This window comes from Chitinophaga sp. CF418, assembly GCF_900142925.1.
In the GTDB taxonomy this organism is placed as follows: domain Bacteria; phylum Bacteroidota; class Bacteroidia; order Chitinophagales; family Chitinophagaceae; genus Chitinophaga.
Map to the genome: position 1 here is coordinate 237761 of NZ_FRCN01000011.1, position 23117 is coordinate 260877.

Consider the following 23117-nt stretch of genomic DNA (forward strand, 5'->3'; position numbering starts at 1 on the left):
GCCATAAAAACGGGTTGAGCATTGACGCTGACATCCTGGTCCGGGCTAATAGTAAGCAATGCATTATCATCTCCGGACCAGTCCCGCCTAATATGCAAAAGTGCTGATAAGTTGAGCATTCTCAATTTATCAGCACAGGGCATATTTGCAAAGTTACGTTAATCTTCTCCTTTGGACATCATCAGGTAAGCCTTGATGAAGCCCTCCAGTTCGCCGTCCATAACAGGCTGAACGTTACCTACTTCATAATCCGTACGGTGATCTTTGATCATTTTGTAAGGATGGAATACGTAGGAACGGATCTGCGATCCCCATTCAATTTTGCGCTTGTTTGCGTTGGCGGCGTTCTTCAGTTCTTCCCTCTTACGCAACTCTTCTTCATACAAGCGGGATTTCAGCATGGTGAGCGCCTTTTCACGGTTCTCGCCCTGCGTACGTGCCTGCTGGCATTCGATGATGATGCCTGAAGGAATGTGTTTCAAACGCACTGCGGTTTCTACCTTGTTTACGTTCTGCCCTCCTTTACCACCGGAACGGTAGAATTCCCATTCCAGGTCGGCAGGGTTTACTGCAATTTCAATGGTATCATCCACCAGCGGATATACAAAGATGGAAGCGAAGGAAGTATGTCTGCGGGCATTGGCATCGAACGGAGAGATACGCACCAGCCGGTGCACACCACTTTCCGCTTTCAGTAACCCATAGGCAAAGCTGCCGTCCATTTCCAGGGAGGCTGATTTAATACCGGCGCCATCCCCGTATTGTACATCTATTTCAGATACTTTCCAACCCTGCTTTTCGCCGTACATACGGTACATGCGTAACAGCATCTCCGCCCAATCCTGGCTTTCGGTACCACCGGCGCCGGAATTGATGGTGAGCACTGCCGGCATCTCGTCTTCGGGCTCGTTCAGTGTTGATTTAAATTCCAATTCATCAAGAGCTGTCAGTGCTGTCTGGTAGGCCTGCTCCACTTCTTCCTCAGTGGCTTCGCCTTCTTTCTGGAAGTCGAGCAGTACGCTGCTGTCCTCTATTGACGTTTGCACGCTTTCATAGAGTTCCACCCAGAACTTATTCACTTTGATCTCTTTCAAAATTGACGTAGCCCGGGCATTGTCGTCCCAGAAGCCGGGGGCTAACGTAAGTTGCTTATCATTTTCTATTTTTGCTATGCGGTCCTGGACGTTAAAGAAAACCTCCCAGGACATGGAGACGGTCCCTCATAGCTTTAAGTTGTTCTGCTGTCATAGGGCGCAAATGTACGGAAAAAGGGGAACAATATTTGCGGGACTTTTATCATATTAATTTCCAGTTATTTAAAACTATTGCTATCTATGACAACCTCCCACAAAACCCTCTATTATAAGAACAGCGCGGTTTTCAATACAATAGGGTACATAATGGTGATCGTTGTCAATGCCTTTGCCAACTTTAATCTGATCAACAACAAGAATACCGGCGATATCTCAGACAAGTACGACAACCTCTTCATACCGGCAGGATTTACCTTCGCTATATGGGGCCTTATCTATCTGTCACTGCTGGCTTTTATCGTATTTCAGTTATGGCTCGCATTCTCAAAAGGTCACATCCCTGCACTGGAATTATTTATGGAACGGCTGCGCGGCTGGTGGCTGATCAGTTGTATGGCTAATTCCTGCTGGCTGTTTGCCTGGCATTATGAACTGCTGCCGCTCTCCATTCTGCTGATGATAGCCCTGCTGGTATGCCTGCTGGCCATTCATCTGAACTTTAATATAGCACTGGCTCATCCACCGGCAAGCAAAACAGAAAAGCTGTTCGTACACTTTCCTTTCAGCCTGTACCTGGGATGGATATGTATAGCAACAGTGGCTAATATTGCCGCCTTCCTGGTATACCTGGGATGGGACGGCATGAGTATTCCGGGGACTATTTTTCTCATAGTGTTATGCACCGCGTCCACAACGTTGCTGATTATACGCAGACACAACATTGTGGTAGGACTGGTGGCCCTTTGGGCGCTCTGTGGCATTATTGTGAAACGTCAGTCTGTGGGTGGCTCCGCAGAAATGCCTATCGTCGGCGCCTGCATCGGGGCCATGATCATTATAGCCGTCAGCAGCACCTGGCGACTCATTACCAACAGAAGATTGTCATGAGGTATGTCTTTATTCCAGATTCCCTTGTATATATTACCGGAAGTATAGTTTACTCTGTCTGAATGAATTATCTTTAATATTGGTCTCCCTTTCCGGCGGATTGGTTCTGAGACTATCCAACTATTTATTACTTTTGATGCCATAAAATGCGTTTTTATGTTCCCAACGACTAATCCGACTGCTACAAAAGCCTGGCAACAGTTGCAGCAGCATGCTTCCAAGATGAAGGAAACGCACCTGCGCTCATTGTTCGCGGAGGATGCTGACAGATTTAAGAAGTTCACTCTTTCTTTTGAAGATATTTTGTTCGACTATTCAAAGAACATCATCACAGAAGAAACGCTCTCCTACCTCCTGCAGCTGGCAAAGGAATCTGGTGTGGAAGAAGGTATCAAAGCCATGTTCAGTGCTGAAAAGATCAATGCCACTGAAAACAGGGCAGTATTACACACTGCGCTCCGCAACTTTTCCGGTAATCCCGTTGTACTGGACGGAAAAGATGTGATGCCGGAGGTACAGGCCGTACTGAAGAAAATGGAAAGCTTTACCCAGCGTATCCATAGCGGCGAGTGGAAAGGTTATACCGGCAAACCTATACGTTATATCGTGAATATAGGTATTGGTGGTTCCGACCTGGGCCCGGTAATGGTGACCGAGGCATTGAAACCTTACTGGAAAGAGGGTATTCAGCCTTATTTCGTTTCCAATGTGGACGGTACGCATATCGCAGAGACACTTAAAAAAGTAACTCCGGAAGAAACCCTCTTCCTTATAGCTTCCAAAACTTTCACTACCCAGGAAACAATGACCAACGCGCTTACCGCCCGTAAATGGTTCCTGGATGCTGCGAAAGACGAAGCATTTGTAGCGAAACACTTTGCCGCTCTTTCTACCAACGAAAAGGCTGTAAAGGCTTTCGGTATAGATCCGGCCAATATGTTCGAGTTCTGGGACTGGGTTGGGGGCCGTTATTCTTTATGGTCCGCAATCGGTCTGAGCATCGCGCTGACTGTTGGGTACAACAATTTCAAGGCCCTGCTGGAAGGTGCACATGCGGTGGACAATCACTTCCGCACTACCCCACTGGAAAAGAACATTCCGGCTATCATGGCTTTAATTGGCCTCTGGTACGGCAATTTCTTTGACACCTCCACCGAGGCGATCCTGGCGTACGACCAGTATATGCACCGCTTTGCAGCCTATTTCCAACAGGGAAATATGGAAAGCAACGGTAAATATGTGGACCGTACAGGTAAGCCGGTAACATATGAAACCGGTCCTATAGTGTGGGGCGAACCGGGCACCAACGGACAGCACGCATTCTACCAGCTGATCCACCAGGGTACACGTATCGTGCCTGCAGACTTCATCGCTCCTGCCATCAGCCACAATCCTATCGGCGACCATCATGTAAAACTGCTTTCCAACTTCTTTGCACAGACAGAAGCACTGATGAATGGTAAGACAGAAGCAGAAGTACGCGCTGAACTGGAGAAATCCGGCCTGAAGGAAGAAGAGATCAAGACCCTGCTGCCGTATAAAGTATTTACCGGTAACAGACCTACGAATTCCTTCCTCGTAAAAGAGATCACACCACGTTCACTGGGTTCATTAGTTGCACTGTATGAACACAAGATCTTTGTACAGGGCGTTATCTGGAATATTTACAGCTTTGACCAATGGGGTGTTGAACTGGGTAAACAACTGGCTAACAAGATCCTGCCTGAACTGGAAAGTGCGGATAAAGTTACCAGCCATGATGCATCTACCAATGGATTGATCAATGCATGGAAGCAAATGAAGAAATAACGTTTAGTCAATAGATATTTATCGGCAAAGGGCTCCTGCGGGAGTCCTTTGTTATTTTAACTGAGATACAAACATGCAGCCCCGCCAGAGGAATGCTTCTTAGGTTGTTGGGCTGACAGTGATTATTGCGCTGGCCTTCTTGCTCACGGTGCAGGCCGGGATCACTGGCTGTAGTTCTTTGAAGTTCCTTAATATTGAGCTTTGGAGGGCAGATTGGCCGTTGAATATTTATTAAACCCCTTGCAGGTCGCTTAAGCATACTTCAAATAACTAAGGCCAGTGATTCCCACCTGCCCGCTCGCGGCGTACGGCCTCCAAATTATAGTAAGACGCCCATATGGAGGAGTAACATTGACGGACCTGATACGAAATAAACCGTCAGGCGGAGCTACGCACTCCGTCAGGAGTGCCGTGTTTGTAGCCCGGGGTTTCAACCCCGGGGATTCCGAACGCGCGTACACCCGGGAACGAAATGGGTTTCAACCCCGGGGATTCCGAACGCGCGTACACCCGGGAACGAAATGGGTTTCAACCCCGGGGATTCCGACCGCGCGTACACCCGGGAACGAAATGGGTGACAACCCCGGGATTCCAAACGCACGTACACTCGGGAACGAAATGGGTTTCAACCCCGGAGACCGATCCTGCATATCACGCACAAAAAAACCCCCGGAGAAACCGGAGGTTTTATTTATCATCAAATAAAAATGAATGATCAAAGCTTAGATTACCACTTGTCTACGTCTTCGCTATGAGAAGAAGCGGATGCAGCAACAGCAACAGGTGCTTCTGATACCACAGCTTCAACTACAGCTTCAGAAGTTTCAGCACCTTCACCATCTTCATCATCGCGCACGTAATCGTGATTGTAGGCATCAAAATCGAAGTCGGGCATCAACTCAGTTTTCACATAGTTGATGGTCTCTGTCAATGCATTCAGGAACTTGTTGAAGTCTTCCTTGTACAGGAATACTTTGTGCCTGTCATAACCATTGTCGTTGAAGCGTTTCTTGCTTTCGGTAATGGTCAGAAAATAATCATTTCCACGAGTGGTCTTTACATCAAAGAAGTAAGTCCTTCTTTTGCCCGCTTTCAATCGTTTAGAAAAGATACTGTCATTATTTCTTTCCTGCTGATTGGTATTTTCGTACGCCACAGTTGATAGATTTAAGTTGTTAACGAATCAAATCCTTTTTCCAATAAGAAACAAATATACTATTAGTTTACAAATATCAAAATAATTTTAAATGATTTTGAAAAATGATAGAATAGTGCTTTACCTACTGGTTTACAGGCATATATAAGGAGATGATTATTATTCTATTATAGATTCCTCTTCGCCAGACTGCTGGCGGGCGTACAATTCTGCGTAATAACCGTTTAATGCCAATAATTCATTATGTGTACCCGTTTCTACAATTCTACCGTCTTCCAGCACGATGATCTTATCAAACTCAAACAGCGCAAAGATGCGGTGGGTAATGATTATAGCCGTTTTATCTTTCAAATAGGCATATAGGTTACCAATGATCTCTTTTTCCGTACGGGCGTCCACGGCTGACAGGCAGTCGTCGAATACCAGCAGATGAGGGTTCTTGATGAGGCCACGGGCAATAGAGATACGCTGTTTCTGCCCTCCGCTGAGCGTCACGCCTCTCTCCCCTACCACGGTGTCGAACCCTTCCCGGAAGCCCAGGATATCTTTTTCTACCGATGCCTGCCGGGCTGCCGTCTTTACCATTTCCGGATTGGCCTCCGGGGTACCGAAGCGGATATTGTTCATGATAGAATCGGAAAACAGGAACACATCCTGGGGTACGTAACTTATCTGGTTACGCAGGCTCTCCAGCGTTACATGGCGGATATCCTGTTTATCCATCAGGATCTCTCCTTCCTGCGGATCATACATACGTATAAGTAACTGGGCAAGGGTGGACTTTCCGGAACCTGTACGACCGATCACTGCCACCTTTTCTCCCGGTTTTACTGTCAGGTTAAAGTTTTTGATGGCCTGGATACCGGTATGAGGATAGGTGAAAGAGACATCCTTAAATACCACTTCTCCCTTAATATTAATAGGTTTGGCGCCGGGGCTATCAGCTATCACCGGCTTTATGTCAAGAAATTCGTTGATCCGTTGTTGGCTGGCAGCGGCGCGCTGAATCATGGAGGCAACCATCCCGATGGAAAAGAACGGGAACATCAGCATGTTCACGTAGATCACAAACTCGGCCAGGTTACCTACCGTAATGTTACCATGAATCACCTGTATCCCCCCTATAAAGATGGTCAGCACCACACTTAGGCCGATCATCAGGGACATACTCGGCTGGAACAGGGCGTCTGTTTTGGCCAGGCTCACAGAGCTTTTCTTATAGGCTTCGCTGGCCTCTTCGAAATGTTTAATACTGGCTTCTTCCTGTATATATGATTTGATCACCCTGATACCGGAATAGGACTCCTGGGCGATAGAAGTAATGTTGGACAGCTGCGCCTGTATACGCTCGCTTTTACGGTGAATGATATGATTCACGTAATAGATGATCAATGCCAGTACAGGCAGCGGAGATAAGGTATAGAGTGTCAGTAAAGGGTTCACCTCTATCATCAGGTATACCACTATCACGATCATAAAGATGGTACGGGTAGCGTACATGATAGCCGGGCCTACGTACATACGCACGCGGGACACGTCTTCCGTAATACGGCTCATCAGATCACCGGTACGGTGCATTTTATAAAAGTTGAGGTCCAGCACCTGGTAATGCTGGTAAATTTCGTTCTTGAGGTCGTATTCAATGTAACGGCTCATCACGATGAGGGACTGCCGTTGTAAATAGAGGAAAAATCCGCTGAGGAGCGCGAACAGCAGGATGCTGATGCCATAAAAAGCCAGTACACTGGTAAATTGTCCACGGAAAGCTGCTTTCAGGCCGGTATCGCTGAGAAGGTTATAACTGTCAAGGTTGAGGGCAAGGAGGTCGAAAATCTGTCTGACCATGATAGGTTGGAACACGCTGAATACAATGGAGACAGCAGTACAGATCAAACCGGTGAGAAATCTCCACTTATATTTAACGAAGTACTTATTGAGCGTGGCCAGGTGTTTCATATTGGTCTATAGTCGGATATCCGTCGTTAACAGCCCGCAAAACAGGAACATAAGGCGCAATTGCTCATGTTCCTGTCTGCGGTCAGTTGCTATTTTCTTATAATTTCTGCAGTGTATCGACGATCTTCTTTTCAGCATCTGCTTTGGAAACATCTTCCTTCACAAATTTCTGACCAGTGATGTTTTCGAACAGCTCGATATAACGTTCGCTTACGCTGTTGATAAACTCGTCGGTCATTTCAGGTACCTGCTGACCGTCTTTACCCTGGAAGCCGTTTTCCATCAGCCACTCACGAACGAACTCTTTGCTGAGCTGTTTCTGAGCCTGGCCAGCCTTCTGTTTTTCCTCATAGCCTTCTGCGTAGAAGTAACGGGAAGAGTCAGGTGTATGGATCTCATCGATCACATAGATGGTATCGCCGATCTTACCGAATTCGTATTTGGTATCCACCAGGATCAGACCGCGTTCAGCTGCCATTTCCTTACCGCGTTCGAACAGAGCGAGGGTGTATTTTTCGAGTTTCTCGTAGTCTTCTTTGCTTACAAGGCCCTGCGCGATGATCTCTTCACGGGAGATGTCTTCGTCATGACCTTCGTGTGCCTTGGTAGTAGGCGTAATGATCGGAGAAGGGAAAAAGTCATTTTCCTTCAGTCCTTCCGGCATGGTTACACCACACAGCTCGCGTTTACCGCTTTTGTAAGTTCTCCAGGCATGACCGGTGAGGTTACCACGCACCACCATTTCTACAGGGAAGGTTTCACATTTCAGACCAATGGTCACGTTTGGCAGAGGCACCGCCTTAACCCAGTTAGGAACAATATCCTTTGTAGCTTCCAGCATGATAGCAGCTACCTGGTTCAATACCTGTCCTTTGTAAGGAATGGGGCGGGGTAATACAACGTCAAATGCTGAGATACGGTCGCTTACCGCCATCACCATCAGCTTGTCATTAATTGTGTATACGTCCCTTACCTTTCCCTTATAAAAAGCCGTCTGTCCGGGAATCTGAAAATTTGACTCTAACATGAACTTAATAATTACCTATTAAAAATGATTAATGAATAGCCCTCATTCACAGGCTGTTGATAAGCAAATCAACAAGCGGTTATGCATTCAGGTTCGCAAAAATACTTTAGGTTGAGGGAATTATTACAGATAATCTCTAAGAAAACTTTACAAGTTCCTGAACATTGTTGCCCGCATGTGCATGAATGAGGTTCAGAATATATTCATTTTCAGGGTACTGTGTCAGCCATTCCTTCACTGCATGTTCTTCCGTAATGGCTCTATCCCGGGGAATATAGCCCATCCCGTAGAAGCGGCCTTTCTCCATCAGGATACAACTTTGCTCCTGTGCATCACGGCCGTTGCCCATGATCACAAAGGTGGGCTGTTGTTGCTGCATATGATTGATAGCGGCCTTCACCCGCAGGTTATATGTCTCAGGACCTTCTTTCTTCTCGCAGGCGCCCCGGCAGGTATGGTCAGGAATAGGCGAACAGGCGCCGTTCCCTTTCTGGAGGAAGCATAAACGCGGACAAAGATCAAACTCCCTGATCAGGCCCCGTAGCATCTGGTGTCCGTGTATCAGCAAAGGGAATGCATGTAATGGCATCGTGTACTTTCTGCGTTTCTCTATCGCGAGGCGGAGATAGCCCTGCTGGTCTTCGAAGCAGTAGAAGCCATATTTAAATTCGATATGTTTCTGCGAATAGTTATAAACAGGCCACAACCGTTTGATCTCCACGCTTTCCAGTATATGGGCCATCAGTTCCGTACCAGTCACCTCATGGGAAACACCGTAAATATTACGGAGGAATTCCTGACGTTTACGACTGGCGCTGTTGCCGGTGAAATGGCTGTTCACCCTTTTCCGGATATTCTTAGCCTTACCCACATACACCACTCTCCCTTTCTGATCATGGAAATAATAAACGCCCGGACTGCCCGGTAATGCAGTAACCTGTTCCGGTGGCAGATTAGGCGGTAGGAACTGTTCCTTCGAATGTGCGTTCAGTGCGTGGGCAATGGCATTATTCGCGTCCTGCCGTTGCAGCAGGGCGAAGAGCTTCACGGTTGCTGAAGCATCGCCGGTGGCGCGGTGACGATGGGTGACCGTTATCTGCAATGATTTGCAGAGATTACCCAGGCTGTATGATGGCAGTCCCGGCACGATCTTACGCCCTAGCCTTACTGTACACAGTTTCCTGCTGCGCAGCTGGTAACCGGCCTTTGCCAGGTGATATTGCAAAAAGGAATAATCGAAATTGACGTTGTGGGCCACGAAAATCTTATCGTGTATAAGGTCATATATGTCAGCCGCCACCTCTTCGAAAGAAGGTGCGCTGGCTACCATATCATCTGTAATACCTGTCAGGGATTGAATGTACCTTGGAATGGGCACACCCGGATTAATCAGCGTTTCATACTGCTGTACTACTTCCTGGCCGTCGTAAACAAAAATGGCTATCTCAGTAATACCATTCGCACTGGCATGGCCACCTGTGGTTTCTATATCAACTATTGCGTACATAACTCTCCACTCAACGAACAAATATAAAGACAAGTTCGTACCTGGAGAATTATATATTTCAACAAAAGAGTTGTTAGCCACCAGGAGCGACATTCCCGAACTCAACAATCCCGACACATCACCCGGGGGCTAACAACTACTTAGTTACACATTCATGCCATAGCCTTTATTTCTTAAAAGCTGCCTGGATAGCCTTTGCTGAGTCCTGATGGGCTCTCAGCGTCGGCAATGTATTGGCTGCCCATGTTTTCAGATCAGGATCGGTCAGGTTATTGGCTGCCTTGTCAAATTTGTCCACATCTTTATCATGATCATCCACCATCATATCGATATAGTGTTTGTCAAAGTCTTTTCCTGACATCTTGCTCATTTTTTCCATGTGGTCCCTCGCGTCTCCGGATACACTGTCCGGCAAAGCAATATTCTTACTCTGTGCCAATCCTTTCAGTTCATCTACCCCTTTTGAATGGTCGCGTACCATCATAGCGGCGAAGTCTTTTACCCGCTGGCTTGTTGCTTTTTCCTGAGCCATTTTACCAAGTTGTACTTCCATCATACCTCCATTAGCAGCTTCTACCGCAAAGTCAGAGGATTCTTTGTCAACAGGAGCCATTTCCTTGTTTACAGCCTGTGCGCTGTCCACAGCATTTTCGTGTTTGGCAGTATTACTTCCTCCGCAAGCCTGTAGCATCCAGGCGGCCAGCAAAGTAGCGGCAAAAAAAGTGAGTTTTTTCATTTGTACCCTTTTTGGTTTAACAATTTTTAGATGTAATCAGTAATAACGTCTCATATAGTTTACGCCTGTTGTTTTGCAAAAAGAGTACCATGCCAGCCTGTAGGCAGAACAGATGGCGAACCAATCCGTGCAGACCTTTACCCTTTCTTATTTGGCAACTGCGGCCTGTACTATAATGATAATCAATACTTATAAAAGAAATTTGTAGATCAATCTCCCCGTCCTGTCCTTTCGGAGAATACAATTCCAGAACATTCGTTCTAAAATAATTTGGAACATTCATTCTGAAATTCTAATTTTGCGACATGGCACGGAATAAAGCATTTGATCCTGAGGAAAGGCTGGAAAAAGCAAGGGATCTCTTCTGGGAGAAGGGGTACAATGCTACATCTATGCAGGACCTCGTGGAAGGTATGCAACTGAACCGGGCCAGTATATATGATACTTACGGCGACAAATACGCCCTCTTTCAGCAGTGCCTGCAGAACTACGCAAAAGAGAAGCTATTTGATTACAAACAGTGCTGTGATAAGGTCTCTCCTATGACAGCAGTGGAAAGTATCGTACGAAGAGCCGTAACGAACAGGAAAGAGGGTAAAACCTGCCTGATGGTCAAAACATCCTTCGAACTGGCTTCTATGGATGACGGTATCAAAATGATCGTTCAGGAACAGGCCAAAGCAAGCATCCGCGTTTTACAGGAACTATTGGAAAAAGCCAAACAGATGAATGAGATACCGGCAGAGAAAGACCCTGCCACATTAGCCCAGTTCCTTTACGCCAGCTTCAGCTCCCTCTGGATGATGGACGTTCTTTTTGGTGATAAAGAGATGTTGGAACGTATGGCAGACCATATATTGGATAGCATCAGGCATTGATATTTTTTTACCTTTTTTTGGAACAATCATTCTGGAATCATTAACGAAACGACAGGCATGTATCCAACATTATTATCATCCACTACAATAGGCAATTACGCCATATCCAACAAGGTAGTTATGGCGCCTACCTTGAGCAAGACGCACGTCCCTGCGGGCATTCCGAACGACGTGATGGTGAACTACTATAGCCAGCGGGCCAAAGCAGGCCTGATCATAGCAGAGGGGACCGGTCCTGCGGAAAACGGTATGGGCAAGGCACACATGCCCGGCATTTACAGCAAGGACCAGATAGCGGGATGGAAAAAAGTTACAAAGGCAGTTCATGAGAACGGAGGCCGGATCTTCCTGCAGATCATGCATACAGGGCGCATATCACACCCGGCAAATATGCCGGGAAAAGCAGAGGTGATTGCTCCTTCAGCAGTTACCGCCAAAGGTGAGATATGGACAGAGCAACACGGATGGCAACCATATGCCACTCCAAGAGCTATGACCACTTCAGAAGTGCAGAAGATGGTGCAGCAATATGTGAAAGCAGCCACCCAGGCTATTGCAGCCGGGTTTGACGGAGTAGAGCTGCACGCAGCACATGGCTACCTGATGGACCAGTTCCTGCATCCTGACACTAATCAGCGTACAGATAAATATGGCGGCAGCATCCCAAACAGGATTCGCTTTATACTGGAAACAGTAGCCGCTGTAAGTCATGCCATCGGCAAACACCGCACGGGCATCCGCCTGTCGCCTTACAGCCAGGTAAATGACCTGCAGCATCATGATGAGATAGATGCTACTTACGAATACCTCGTGGATGCACTGGATACGTATGGTTTATCTTACATCCATCTGCTGCCGGAACATTCCACCCCGGCTACCCTGATAGCTGGTATCCGCTCAAGGTTCAACGGTACGCTCATCCTGAATGGTGATTACGATGCAATACGTGCAGAACAGACAGTGCTGAATGGATTAGCAGATCTCATCGCTTTCGAAAATCCATGTGTTTCTTCCCCCCTCTCCGGAAAGTTTGAAATGACTTCCAGTGAGCCACTTAAAAAACCCAATTACGCTTGCGCGAATTGTTGATCATAAATCTGAGAGTTGTTTAGTTGTTTACACTTCCGTAACGGAAGAGCTGTTGCGGAAGTGGTTCTTTCAGGTAAGGAATCAGGATACTTTAGTGTAGGATATAAATACGATTAGCTTTTAGTCAATCACCTGAGGGAACGTTAAATAGGTAAATAGAACTTAGGCTGGGAAGAGCAATTCTCAAATAGTGCCGGCAGTATAAAATGGGCAGGATCTGTTTTTTAGAATAATATTAGACGTAAACAGATAGGATTTCAAAAAACAGCTTAGCCATAATTAGCATATAGCAGATCAGGCCCATTTTATACTGCCCGGATTTCTATGAAAACAGGGTGCTAGTTACCGACTGACGCCAGCTTCAACGCCGAGTTCTTTCCAGTTGAAATATTGTTGTGCGTTATAGTAGCAGATGTCTTTTACCACCTTGCCGATCCATTCTATGTCGTTTGGCAATTCTCCGTTTTCAACCTCCTGTCCCAGCAATTCACATACGATACGACGGAAATATTCATGACGCGGATAAGATAAAAAGCTGCGTGAATCTGTCAGCATACCCACAAAGCGACTCAACAATCCCATATTGGATAAAGCATTCAGCTGCCTGATCATACCATCCTTCTGATCCAGGAACCACCATGCAGAACCGAATTGTACCTTTCCTGCAATAGAGCCATCATTAAAGTTACCGATCATAGTGGCGAGCAGTTCATTATCAGCCGGATTGAGATTGTAGAGGATAGTCCGGGCCAGTTTATCCTGACTATCCAGCCGGTCCAGGAACTTCGCCAATGCTCTTGCCTGTGAGAAGTCGCCGATAGAGTCCCAACCGGTATCAGGTCCTAACAAGCGCATCATACGGGAGTTATTGTTGCGTAATGCGCCCAGGTGATATTGCTGTACCCAGCCCTTCTCCCAGTCCCATTCCGCCAGCTGTAACAGCAATGCAGACTTGATCTGTCTTGCTTCCTGCAGGCTGAGTGTATGGCCACCTCTTACCTTCCCGAAAATAGCATGGATATCTTTCTCCTGGAAATCTTCCGCATAGATCTCTTCGATACCATGGTCAGATACAGAACATCCCTGTGAGGCAAAGAAATCGTGCCTGTTCTTCAATGCATCCAGCAGATCAGTGTAAGTAGCGATAGTGATACCGGAAGCTTCCTCCAGGCGTTGCAGGTATTGATTGTATTTTTCGGGGTCATCTACATTCATGGATTGATCAGGCCGGAAAGCAGGCAGAATAGGTATTTCAAAGCCATCCTGTCTTAACTGCTGATGATGTTCCAGCGTATCAGCCGGATCATCTGTTGTACAAACCAATGCCACATTCATCTTACGCAACAGGTTGCGTGTGCTGTAGGCGCTGGTTCCCAGCTGTGCGCTGGCATTATAATAAATGTCTGCTGCCGAAGCAGGATTCAGTACATCATGAATATCGAAGTAACGCTGCAATTCCAGGTGCGTCCAATGATACAATGGATTACGCAGGGTGTAAGGTACTGTCTCTGCCCATTTCTCAAACTTCTCCAGGTCAGATCTGCTGCCGGTGCAATAGCTTTCAGGCACCCCATTGGTACGCATCGCCCTCCACTTATAGTGATCTCCATACAGCCATGCCTGCGTAAGATTGCCAAAGCGGGTATCAGCCGCTATCTGCGCGGGTGGCAGGTGGCAGTGATAGTCGATTACAGGCATCTCTTTTGCATAGTCGTGGTACAAACGTTTCGCAGTATTATTACTCAGGAGAAAGTGTTCATCCAGGAACTTCTTCATTGTTGACATTAATTAATAATTAGTAAGATTACAGTGACACACCTCTTTTCCAGGGAATGAAATCATCCTGTCCGTTGATAACGGATCTGGCTTTTGTAATTCCGCTGGCCACATCGATCACATAGTTGAGAATGCGTTCACCAGCTTCCGGAATGGACTCTTCTCCATCGATGATAGTGCCTGTATTGATATCGATTATATCGGGCATCCGCTCATAGAGCTTTGTATTACTGGAAAGTTTTATGACGGGCGTCACGGGATTGCCGGTAGGCGTACCCAAACCGGTTGTGAATAATACAATAGTAGCCCCTGCCCCTACTTCTGCGGTTGTTGACTCCACATCGTTACCGGGCGTGCAAAGCAGATTGAGCCCCGCTTTACTCACCTGCTGCGGATAATCCAGTACAGCTGTTACCGGCGAAGTACCACCTTTCTTAGCTGCTCCTGCTGATTTAATAGCGTCTGTGATCAGACCATCTTTAATATTACCTGGTGAGGGGTTCATATCAAAACCAGAACCTGCTTCTTCCGCACGGCGTGCGTAGGTGCGTATCAGGTCTATAAAGCGTAATGCATCTTTTTCATCAACACAACGGTCACTCAGCTCCTGCTCTACACCGCACAGCTCCGGAAATTCGGATAATATTACCGAACCACCCAAGGCTACCAGCAGGTCAGAAGTATAGCCAATAGCCGGATTGGCAGAGATACCGGAGAAACCATCTGAGCCTCCGCATTCAAGTCCTATACATAGTTTGGACAGTGGAGCAGGCTGACGGGTGATGGTATTGGCCTGGATCAATCCTGCCATGGTCTGCTTCACAGCCGCAGTGATCAATGCCTGCTCAGTACCTGTCTGTTGCTGATCCAATATGTATAAAGGTTTACTGAACTGAGGCGACCTCTTTTTTATCTCTTCTTCGAGCATTGAGATCTGTGCATTCTGGCATCCCAGGCTTAGTACGGTGGCGCCAGCTACATTCGCATGGGTAATATATCCGGCCAGCAGACCGCACAACGTCTGTGCATCCTGTCTGATACCACCACAGCCACCTTCATGTGTCAGGAACTTGATACCGTCTACATTTTCGAAAAGGCGGGGTTGCAGTGCTGCGCCATCATCTTCAGTATACACTGTTTCAAGTATACCATTGGCATCTGCGCCTTGTCTGTATTGCTCCGCCAGCTTGCGGGCAAATGCCGCATATTTCTTCGGGCGGCCATATCCCAGTTCTTCTACCAGTGTTTCCCTTAATACTTCCACGTTCCTGTTCTCACAAAATACCATCGGTATCACCAGCCAGTAATTGCCTGTACCTACACTGCCATCTGCGCGGTGATATCCCATAAATGTGCGTTGCTGCCATTTGGATATATCCGGTATATGCCAGGAGGTCCTTCTTGCGGGCGCCAGTTGAAAATCACTTGCGGCATGCTGCACATTACCTACCGCTATTTTAGCGCCGGCCGGCAATGCTTGTTTTGCACGGCCTACCAGCACACCATACATCGTTATGGCATCTCCCGTATTGAGCGCTGTTTCCGTAAACTTGTGCTTTGCCGGTATATCTTCCGCTACGGTATATACCTGGCCGTTTTCCTGTACACTGTCTCCTTTTTTCAAGTCAGTAAGTGCCACTACCACATTATCATGCGGATGTACTTTTAACACTTTCCGTTTCATCCCCGTCGTCATATCTGTTTTTGTTTTAAGCAATCGTTGTTTCTACTGATACTCTTCTGATCAATGAACCAGCTCCTTCATTGAGCAATGCGCCCAGCATTACTGTTACCGCATGAGCGAAACCTGTCAATGCCGTCAGGTCTGTTCCCCATAAAGCAACATCCTTCAATACTGTTTGTACCAGCACTGCAGGCTCCAGCTGCTGCCATTTCTCTTTGAAATAACCGGCATGATCGTCTGTTACATTACCTTCGCGCATGAACAGCAGGTAAGCTGCAAAGCCAAGCGCCGTCAATGCAGGCACTTCCTCAAAGCGCTGATAATGGCGTTGTAATACCGGTATCACCCGCATCTTCATCTTGGATGTGTATTGCATGGTGATGCTTAACCATCGGTGTTCTATATAAGGATTTCTGAAGCGGTCCAACACACTTCCGGCAAAGCGTAATGCCGCATCTTCACGGATAGCCACATCTGTAATAGCCGGTACTATTTCATGTTTCATCAGCGCAGATATGCAGCTTTCCATCGCAGCATCTTCCATCGCATCCTTTACTGTATCAAAGCCGGCTAAAGCGGCCAGTCCGCAGGTCAGCGTATGCGTGCCGTTCAGCAGACGTAATTTCAATTCGCGGAATACGTTGATGTCCGGTGCTAACACTACACCGCTATCGGCCTGGTAAAAAGCCAGTTTCTTCCTGACTGTTTCATTGTCTGTCTCTATTGCCCATAACGCATATGGCTCAGACATGATCATCAGTTTATCTTCATAGCCCAGTTGTTTTTCAACCACATCATGCGCTGCCGCAGGTAATGCACCGGGCACGATACGGTCTACCAGGGAATTGCAGATATGATTAGCTGTAGTTAACCATTGAATGAACGGCTCTTCCAGCTGATTACGCTTTGCCAGTTCCAGGAGTATAGTTTTCAGTTTAGTGCCATTGTCAGGGATCAACTCCGTAGGAATGATCACCATCCCTTTATCCGGATCTCCCTTGAAATGCTGGTAGCGCCGCAGGAGGAACGCCAGCAGCTTACCGGGGAAAGAAGCAGGTGGAGCAGCATGTACATTATCATCTGATAAAGTAATGCCTACTTCCGTGGTATTGGAGATCACTATTTCCATCTCAGGAGAAGCAGCGCAGGCCAATATTTCCTCCCATTCAGCAGCGGCAGACAATACCCTGCTGATAGCCGCGTTAACAATATATTCCTCTACTCTGCGACCCTGCATGATGCCCTGTATACAATGCGTGTACAGGTTGTCCTGTTCCTGGTAGGCGTCCGTATTGCCTTTGTCCGTAGACTTGATCATAACAATGCGGCCATTGAAAATGCCTGCTTTATTGGCCTTGTCAATAAAATAATCCGGTAGTCCCCTTAACAATACCCCGGTACCGAATTGCAGCACCTTTTCGGGCAGCGCAGGAGGTTCTCCGCCGCTCAATAATTGTTTGTTCAATTGCATATGCCTCGTTTACATTATTTACGCACTACCTGTTTGAACAGCCATTCCGTAAGGTCGACAGCTGCCTGGTAATTTTCAAAAGATGACGGTAAACGGCGTCCGTCAAGATATTCGTTATAGAACCATGGATCGCCTACAGCGAATACTGTTCCTTTACCAACTTTAGATACCGCCATCACTACATCCCCCTTATCGGTATACACCGCTCTTGCTGGTTGTGCAGTCGTGATTGTAGAGATCTCCTTGATATAGATCTTTTTGGTATGCGGGAATACTTCATTGCCTGCAGGCAGGAATAAAGCGCCCTGTTCAAACTGTTTGCCCTCTACATGGTTACGGCTGTCTTCCTTAAACGTGATACCGAAACGGCCTGTCAGTTTATTGAAGGTTTTTATCTCGGAATTCCCTGCGTCATTCTGCAGGATGACCAATACACCACCTTTCTTCACCCAGTTGTATATTTCTTCTGCATGAGCGTCCGTCATATAATTCGGCTGCGTCGTTTCCTTTTCTGTATCGGGGTCAACAATGAGGAAAATATCTGTCTTTGCAAGGCTGGCAACAGTCGGTGCTACAGACAATATCTTTGTTGTTGCGCCCCTGTTACGGAAGATATGTCCCCAGAGAGAATAACCGCCGTTGTCCATTTCATTCCATACATAATGCCAGGATTCAGGTTGTCCCGCAGGCCCTTTTCTGAATTCATTGTTGAAGTAATTGTCGATAGTCACCGTTATTCCTTTCCCTGTTTTGGGGATCGCTGCCTGCTCCATTTCATTTGCCGCCTGCATATACGCGCCTACTCCCTTAGGATCATTCACTACTACCTTCTCACTGAGATAATAAGCATAACTGCCATCACGGTAAGGATCACCACCCAATCCGGCCACACTCACGGTACCCTCCAGGTTCACGCCACCTTCAGGTGCAGACCTTACAAACTGTTTCGTCAGTCCTTTATAACCTTTGTCGGCCACTGTACTATAGCTGGCTGGCAGGTATCCCAGACGCACGCCTTTAGCCAGTGTATACACAAACATGCAGGAAGCAGATGCTTCGAGGTAATTCCCTTTTTCCTTGCCTTTATCCAGCACCTGCCACCAGCAGCCGCTGGCAGGGTCCTGGTATTTCTTAACAGCAGCTGCCATCCTGTTCAGGATCTGTATCAGGCTGTCCCTGCCAGGATGTCCCTGTGGAAAATATTCCAGTGCATCTACCAATGCCATTCCATACCACCCCATGGCACGGCCCCAGAAATTGGGTGAACGGCCAGTGGTTTTATCAGCCCAACGCTGCTCACGCGATTCATCATAACCATGATACAGCAATCCCGTTTTGGCATCACGGGAATGCACTTCCATCAGCACAAACTGACGTGTAATATCTTTGAACGCCGCTTCATCATGAAAGAGCGCTGCATACTCTGCATAGAAAGGCTCTGCCATGTACAGACCGTCCAGCCACATCTGGTAAGGGTAACGCTTCTTATGCCAGAAACCTCCTTCATTTGTTCGTGGTTGCTTATCCAGTTGGGCTTTCAGTTTATCAGCTGCCAGTTTATATTTTTCTTCATTGGTCACTTTATAAAGCAACAATAGAGAACGGCCATTTTTGATATTGTCGATGTTGTAATCTTCTGCCTTGTAAGTACGGATAGTACCATCCTTTTCCAGGTAATGATCTATGCCTGTCTGTATAAAACGGAAGTACTTTCCGTCTCCCGTATTCTTCCATAATCCTGTAAAGCCTTCCAGTACCACACCCTGATCATATGTCCAGTGTGCGGGCCTTCCTGCCAGCTGTAAGGAATCTCCCCATATCCGGATCATCGTTTCGGCCATCTTTGCAGATTGTGCGAAAGCAAATGCAGGCAGCAGGAGGAAAAGGATGCTCAGTTGTTTTTTCATGCCGTGTGCGTTTTCTTAAAATCAGGCATTAAGCACCAGGAGATAAATGCGGCAATAATTGCCACATTTACTCCTGGTGCTTAATGCCTGATCAGTTTATCGTTTTGTAATATCAAGTTTCACCTGTTTGCTATCCTGCACATTGATCTTACCACTATCCTTCGTAACAAGCGTAACATTGGTCAGACTGATATTGCTCCCCGCAATACAGTCGCCTGATGCCTTCGCCTTGATAGTGATATCTTTCAGGTAGATATCGCTGATCGGCATTTCCGGTAGTCCACGGATGAAGATCGCTTTCTCTGCCCCATGACATACCACATTGCTGATATGAAAATCCCTGAACTGCGGCGTTGCCTCCGTTACGGGGAACAGCTGCACTTTAGGCGCCTCGCGCTTTTCGCCAGACAGCGGCACAGGGTCTTTCGCCATGTAATACATATCGAACAGAATAGCCTCCGCCGGGATATCTTTCATGTTGATATTATTCACATAGATCTTCTCTACTATACCTCCGCGGCCGCGGGTGGTTTTAAAACGCAGACCAATATCGGTGCCCAGGAAAGAGCAATCTGATACAAACAGGTTGCGCGCACCACCCGACATTTCACTGCCTATCACAAAACCGCCGTGTGCGTGATATACTGTACAATTATTGACAATCACGTCTTCTGTAGCCACGCCGCGTTTACGTCCCTGTTCATCCCTGCCTGATTTGATACAAATGCCGTCATCACCCACATCGAAGGTGCAGCCCTCTATGCGGGAATAGCGGCATGACTCGAGATCCAGCCCGTCGCCATTCTGTGCATACCAGGGATTCTTCGCATATACATTGCGCAAAGTAATATGTTCTGTCAGCAGCGGATGGATACACCAGGCCGGAGAATTCTGGAAGGTCACGCCTTCCAGCAACACATACTTACAGGAGGTGATGCTGATCATATTAGGACGGAGGAAGTCCTTGATGTCGTCATAGTCGGCAGCAGTCTTACCTGCCTCTATTACACCGGCCAGTTTGGTGCTGGAACCCTTTAATGATTTTGCGGAAGGATACCAGGTCTTTTTATCCTCTCCCTCTATACCACCGGAAGCCAGCAGTTTAGTCCACTGAGATTCCGTCAGCTTATCCTTTTTCACAATACGCCAGGCATCTCCGCCGCCATCCAGGATACCACTACCAGTAATGGCAATATTCTCTGCATTTACGGCAGATACAGGCGCCTGGCAACGCATAGCTTTCAGGCCCTCGTAGGTGGTCTCCACCAGCGGAAACTGGTCAAAATCCGTTGTAAACTGTAAGATGGCATTGGGCGCCAGGTACAGGTTCACATTACTCTTCAGCACAACAGGTCCCGTCAGCCACAGTCCCGACGGCACCATTACTACACCGCCGCCTTTGTTGTTGCAGGCGGTGATGGCGTCGTTAATGCTTTTACTGTTCAGCGTGATGCCGTCAGCTTTTGCGCCGAAAGCCACGATGTTCAGTGTATCTCTTCTGAAATGTGGTTCATAGATCTCCGGCAGCTCAAAACGGTACTTTCCTTCAAAAGCGGTCTGTTCCAGGTATTTTTCCAGCCCGATATGTTTATCCCTGATCTCCCGGGCTACCAGCCCTGCAACCAGGGTGGCGCCATAGGTATTAAAATGGGTATTATCGGTAACGCCATTGGGCAATGTTGTATAATGCCCCGGCCCTGTGGTCTTGAACAACTTTTCAGAGCCCTGTACGCCATGCTGTACGAGCAGGGCTTCGCTGCTTTTATGCAGGTCTATCAGGGGCACTTTATTGCTGGCGGCCACTTCTCTTACTACACGTGGATATTCCCCATGCTGGTCTACAAAGGTTCCTTTCTCATCAAACTTCCGGCGTTGTACCGGGGTGATGAGAATAGGATTAGCCCCTTTCGCGCGGGCTTCCTTTACAAAACGGATCAGGTTATCCCTGTATTCGCCATCAGGAGCCGCATAACGGTTCGGATCATCCTTTTTGGCATCATTATGCCCAAACTGGATAATAAGCCAGTCTCCGGGCTTTAATTGCGCTAAAACACTATCCCAGCGATGCTCATTAATAAAGCTTTTGGTACTGCGTCCGTTGACGGCATAGTTCTTTACGGTCACACCTTTCTGCAAAAAGAGCGGGAACAGCTGTCCCCATCCTCTTTCGGGATTGTCTTCCAGGGGCTTATTGGCCATCGTAGAATCACCGATCATAAACACGCGCGGCGGATCGTCTGTCGCTATCCAACTGATCAAAGGAAAAAGCAGCGCCAATAGATACAACTTCATGAGCTTTCGGTTTAATAGTATTACTGATAGTTCGGATTTTGAGTAAACTCACTCTTGTTCGTCACTGCATCGATCTGATCCTGTGGAATAGGACGAACGGTATGGAATGACTGGAAATTCTTGGCCGCATCAGGATTATGTGCAGAGATCTGGGTGCCCAGCTTACCGGTACGTTTCAGATCAAACCAGCGCAGCTGTTCGCCAGCCAGTTCACGGGCCCTTTCAGCCAGGATGAAATCAATGGTCATATCTGCATCTGTCACCAGCATTTCTGCTTCGTGACCGGGAATAATAGAACGTTTGCGTAACGTGGTAATGTATTCCGCCGCTTTGGCTTTGTTACCCAGGTTAATCTGTGCCTCTGCAGCGATCAGGTACACTTCGCCCAGACGGATAATATAGGCGTCACGGGCGCTTTGTTCTTCATCCTTGCCGCCTCGTGTAGGATCTTCAAATTTCTTCAGAGAGATATAATGGGTACGGTCAGAACCTCCTTCACCCGGAAGATAAGAAGTATTCCTGTCATACACACGATATGCCTTACCGGCAGTGTCCGCAGGAGCAACCACATATTTGGTACATACTACTGCAGTATCTCCCAGTTTCATACCTCTGCGGCCCGTTGCCGGGTTATTACAATACCATACGCTTTTGAAGCTGGCATCAAATCTTGCATCCGCCTTTTCATTAAAAAGTTGCAGCAGGTACAATGTAGGCATATACCTGTTGAAAGGCCGGCCATTGGCAATATCGCGTTGCATACCTGGCAGGTCATCGTATTTCATCGTAAACATCAGGTGACCATTGTTAGCGCCACGGGAATGCCCGTTAGGATATAAAGTAGCGTCCAGTCTGTCGTTATACACCAGGTTCTTCATATAGTTAACGGCCCACACGATCTCTTTGTTTTGCAGGTTGTCCATACGCCAGAGGTCAGCGTATTTAGCCTGCAGTGCAAATCCGAAGTTACCGATCACTGAGTCAGCCAGTGCTGCAGCTTTATCATTCTGACCACGGGTGAGGTACACGCGGGCCAGGAATGCCATAGCTGCTGGTTTGGTAGCACGGCCATAGTCGCTTGTAGTGCGCGGCAGATTGGCAGCAGCCATTTCCAGGTCGCGGAAGATCTGCGCATAAAAAGTATCAACCGGAGTACGGTTTGCGGTGGTTTGCACACCGTTTGTTTCTGTCAGCGTAAAATGAACGCCGCCCCATGTTTCCACGACATGCCAATAGTAGAAGGCCCTAAGGAAACGCAGTTCTGCTTCGCGGATCACTCTTTTATCTTCTGTTAAGCCGGCTTTACCCACCCTGGCTATTCCTGTATTACAGAGATTGATGGCTGAGTACAGCTGCCGCCACAATCCGCTCATCACACTATTGCTTGCCTGGAGATTGATGTACTGCGTAAGATCAGGGTATTTGTCGCCGGTACCACTGGTCCAGAGGTCTGTGCCCATTTCAGAGATGCTATAACCTTCTTCTTTTCCGTACCACCAGCGGTTGTAGGAATAAGCAGCATTTACCAGTGTTTCAAAGCCGTCGGGTGTACCGAACACCTGGTCGACGGTGAGTCCGGAAGGGTTGTATTCTTCCAGCTGTTTGTTGCAGGCGGCCAGCAAACCGGCGCCAAGCAGTATGATAATGAACAGGTTTATATAACGTTTCATGGTTTGTCAGGTTAATTG

The 23117-nt window shown here is 47.4% G+C and carries 16 protein-coding genes; 4 read left to right on the forward strand and 12 right to left on the reverse strand.

All coding sequences use genetic code 11. From position 1 onward, the window contains the following. Positions 1–158 precede the first annotated feature (158 nt). Positions 159–1248, reverse strand: a protein-coding gene (prfB, locus tag F3I09_RS23680; RefSeq protein ID WP_149697530.1) for a peptide chain release factor 2 whose coding sequence is annotated in 2 segments (ribosomal slippage) — positions 159–1187 and positions 1189–1248 — 1089 coding nt in all. Because the reading frame shifts where the segments join, the coding sequence is not laid out codon by codon here. An 86-nt stretch (positions 1249–1334) separates the two neighbouring features. On the opposite strand from prfB, the gene F3I09_RS23685 reads away from it, so the two are divergent. Together F3I09_RS23685 and pgi are read left to right on the forward strand one after the other, a co-directional pair. After that, positions 1335–2141: a hypothetical protein gene (locus F3I09_RS23685; protein ID WP_149697531.1), complete on the forward strand. Its 807-nt coding sequence runs from the start codon at positions 1335–1337 to the stop codon at positions 2139–2141. A 156-nt stretch (positions 2142–2297) separates the two neighbouring features. Continuing rightward, positions 2298–3950, forward strand: coding sequence for a glucose-6-phosphate isomerase (gene pgi / locus F3I09_RS23690; protein ID WP_149697532.1), 1653 nt, complete (start codon positions 2298–2300; stop codon positions 3948–3950). 727 nt (positions 3951–4677) lie between these two features. On the opposite strand, the gene F3I09_RS23695 is transcribed toward pgi, so the two are convergent. The 5 genes from F3I09_RS23695 to F3I09_RS23715 all read right to left on the reverse strand — a co-directional run bounded on the left by F3I09_RS23695 (position 4678) and on the right by F3I09_RS23715 (position 10332). Beyond that, positions 4678–5106, reverse strand: a complete 429-nt coding sequence (locus F3I09_RS23695) for a DUF3276 family protein (RefSeq protein ID WP_149697533.1) — start codon at positions 5104–5106, stop codon at positions 4678–4680. Between the two features lie 159 nt (positions 5107–5265). After that, positions 5266–7062, reverse strand: a complete 1797-nt coding sequence (locus F3I09_RS23700; protein ID WP_149697534.1) for an ABC transporter ATP-binding protein — start codon at positions 7060–7062, stop codon at positions 5266–5268. A 97-nt stretch (positions 7063–7159) separates the two neighbouring features. Then, on the reverse strand, positions 7160–8089 hold the full coding sequence (locus F3I09_RS23705; protein WP_149697535.1) for a phosphoribosylaminoimidazolesuccinocarboxamide synthase: 930 nt from the start codon (positions 8087–8089) through the stop codon (positions 7160–7162). A 136-nt stretch (positions 8090–8225) separates the two neighbouring features. Then, entirely contained in the window at positions 8226–9596 is a 1371-nt protein-coding gene (locus F3I09_RS23710; RefSeq protein WP_149697536.1) for an exonuclease domain-containing protein, read from the reverse strand. 166 nt (positions 9597–9762) lie between these two features. Beyond that, the gene (locus tag F3I09_RS23715; protein ID WP_149697537.1) at positions 9763–10332 is read right to left on the reverse strand and encodes a DUF4142 domain-containing protein; all 570 of its coding nucleotides are present in this window, start codon (positions 10330–10332) and stop codon (positions 9763–9765) included. 305 nt (positions 10333–10637) lie between these two features. On the opposite strand from F3I09_RS23715, the gene F3I09_RS23720 reads away from it, so the two are divergent. Continuing rightward, positions 10638–11210, forward strand: a complete 573-nt coding sequence (locus F3I09_RS23720) for a TetR/AcrR family transcriptional regulator (protein ID WP_149697538.1) — start codon at positions 10638–10640, stop codon at positions 11208–11210. 57 nt (positions 11211–11267) lie between these two features. Beyond that, entirely contained in the window at positions 11268–12299 is a 1032-nt protein-coding gene (locus F3I09_RS23725) for an alkene reductase (protein WP_149697539.1), read from the forward strand. Positions 12300–12641: 342 nt separating this feature from the next. Here the strand turns inward: F3I09_RS23725 and uxaC are convergent, their stop codons facing one another. The 6 genes from uxaC to F3I09_RS23755 all read right to left on the reverse strand — a co-directional run bounded on the left by uxaC (position 12642) and on the right by F3I09_RS23755 (position 23099). After that, the gene (gene uxaC, locus F3I09_RS23730) at positions 12642–14075 is read right to left on the reverse strand and encodes a glucuronate isomerase (RefSeq protein WP_149697540.1); all 1434 of its coding nucleotides are present in this window, start codon (positions 14073–14075) and stop codon (positions 12642–12644) included. A 28-nt stretch (positions 14076–14103) separates the two neighbouring features. Beyond that, complete coding sequence (locus F3I09_RS23735) at positions 14104–15771, reverse strand: UxaA family hydrolase (protein ID WP_223233354.1); 1668 nt, start codon at positions 15769–15771, stop codon at positions 14104–14106. A gap of 13 nt (positions 15772–15784) precedes the next feature. Then, positions 15785–17230, reverse strand: a complete 1446-nt coding sequence (locus F3I09_RS23740; RefSeq protein ID WP_149697541.1) for a tagaturonate reductase — start codon at positions 17228–17230, stop codon at positions 15785–15787. 14 nt (positions 17231–17244) lie between these two features. Continuing rightward, positions 17245–19137, reverse strand: a complete 1893-nt coding sequence (locus tag F3I09_RS23745) for a DUF4350 domain-containing protein (protein ID WP_149697542.1) — start codon at positions 19135–19137, stop codon at positions 17245–17247. Between the two features lie 96 nt (positions 19138–19233). After that, positions 19234–21429, reverse strand: a complete 2196-nt coding sequence (locus F3I09_RS23750; protein WP_149697543.1) for a glycosyl hydrolase family 28 protein — start codon at positions 21427–21429, stop codon at positions 19234–19236. Between the two features lie 20 nt (positions 21430–21449). After that, positions 21450–23099 carry a RagB/SusD family nutrient uptake outer membrane protein gene (locus tag F3I09_RS23755; RefSeq protein WP_149697544.1) on the reverse strand — a complete coding sequence of 550 codons (1650 nt, stop codon included), beginning with the start codon at positions 23097–23099 and terminating at the stop codon, positions 21450–21452. Between the last annotated feature and the right edge of the window lie 18 nt (positions 23100–23117).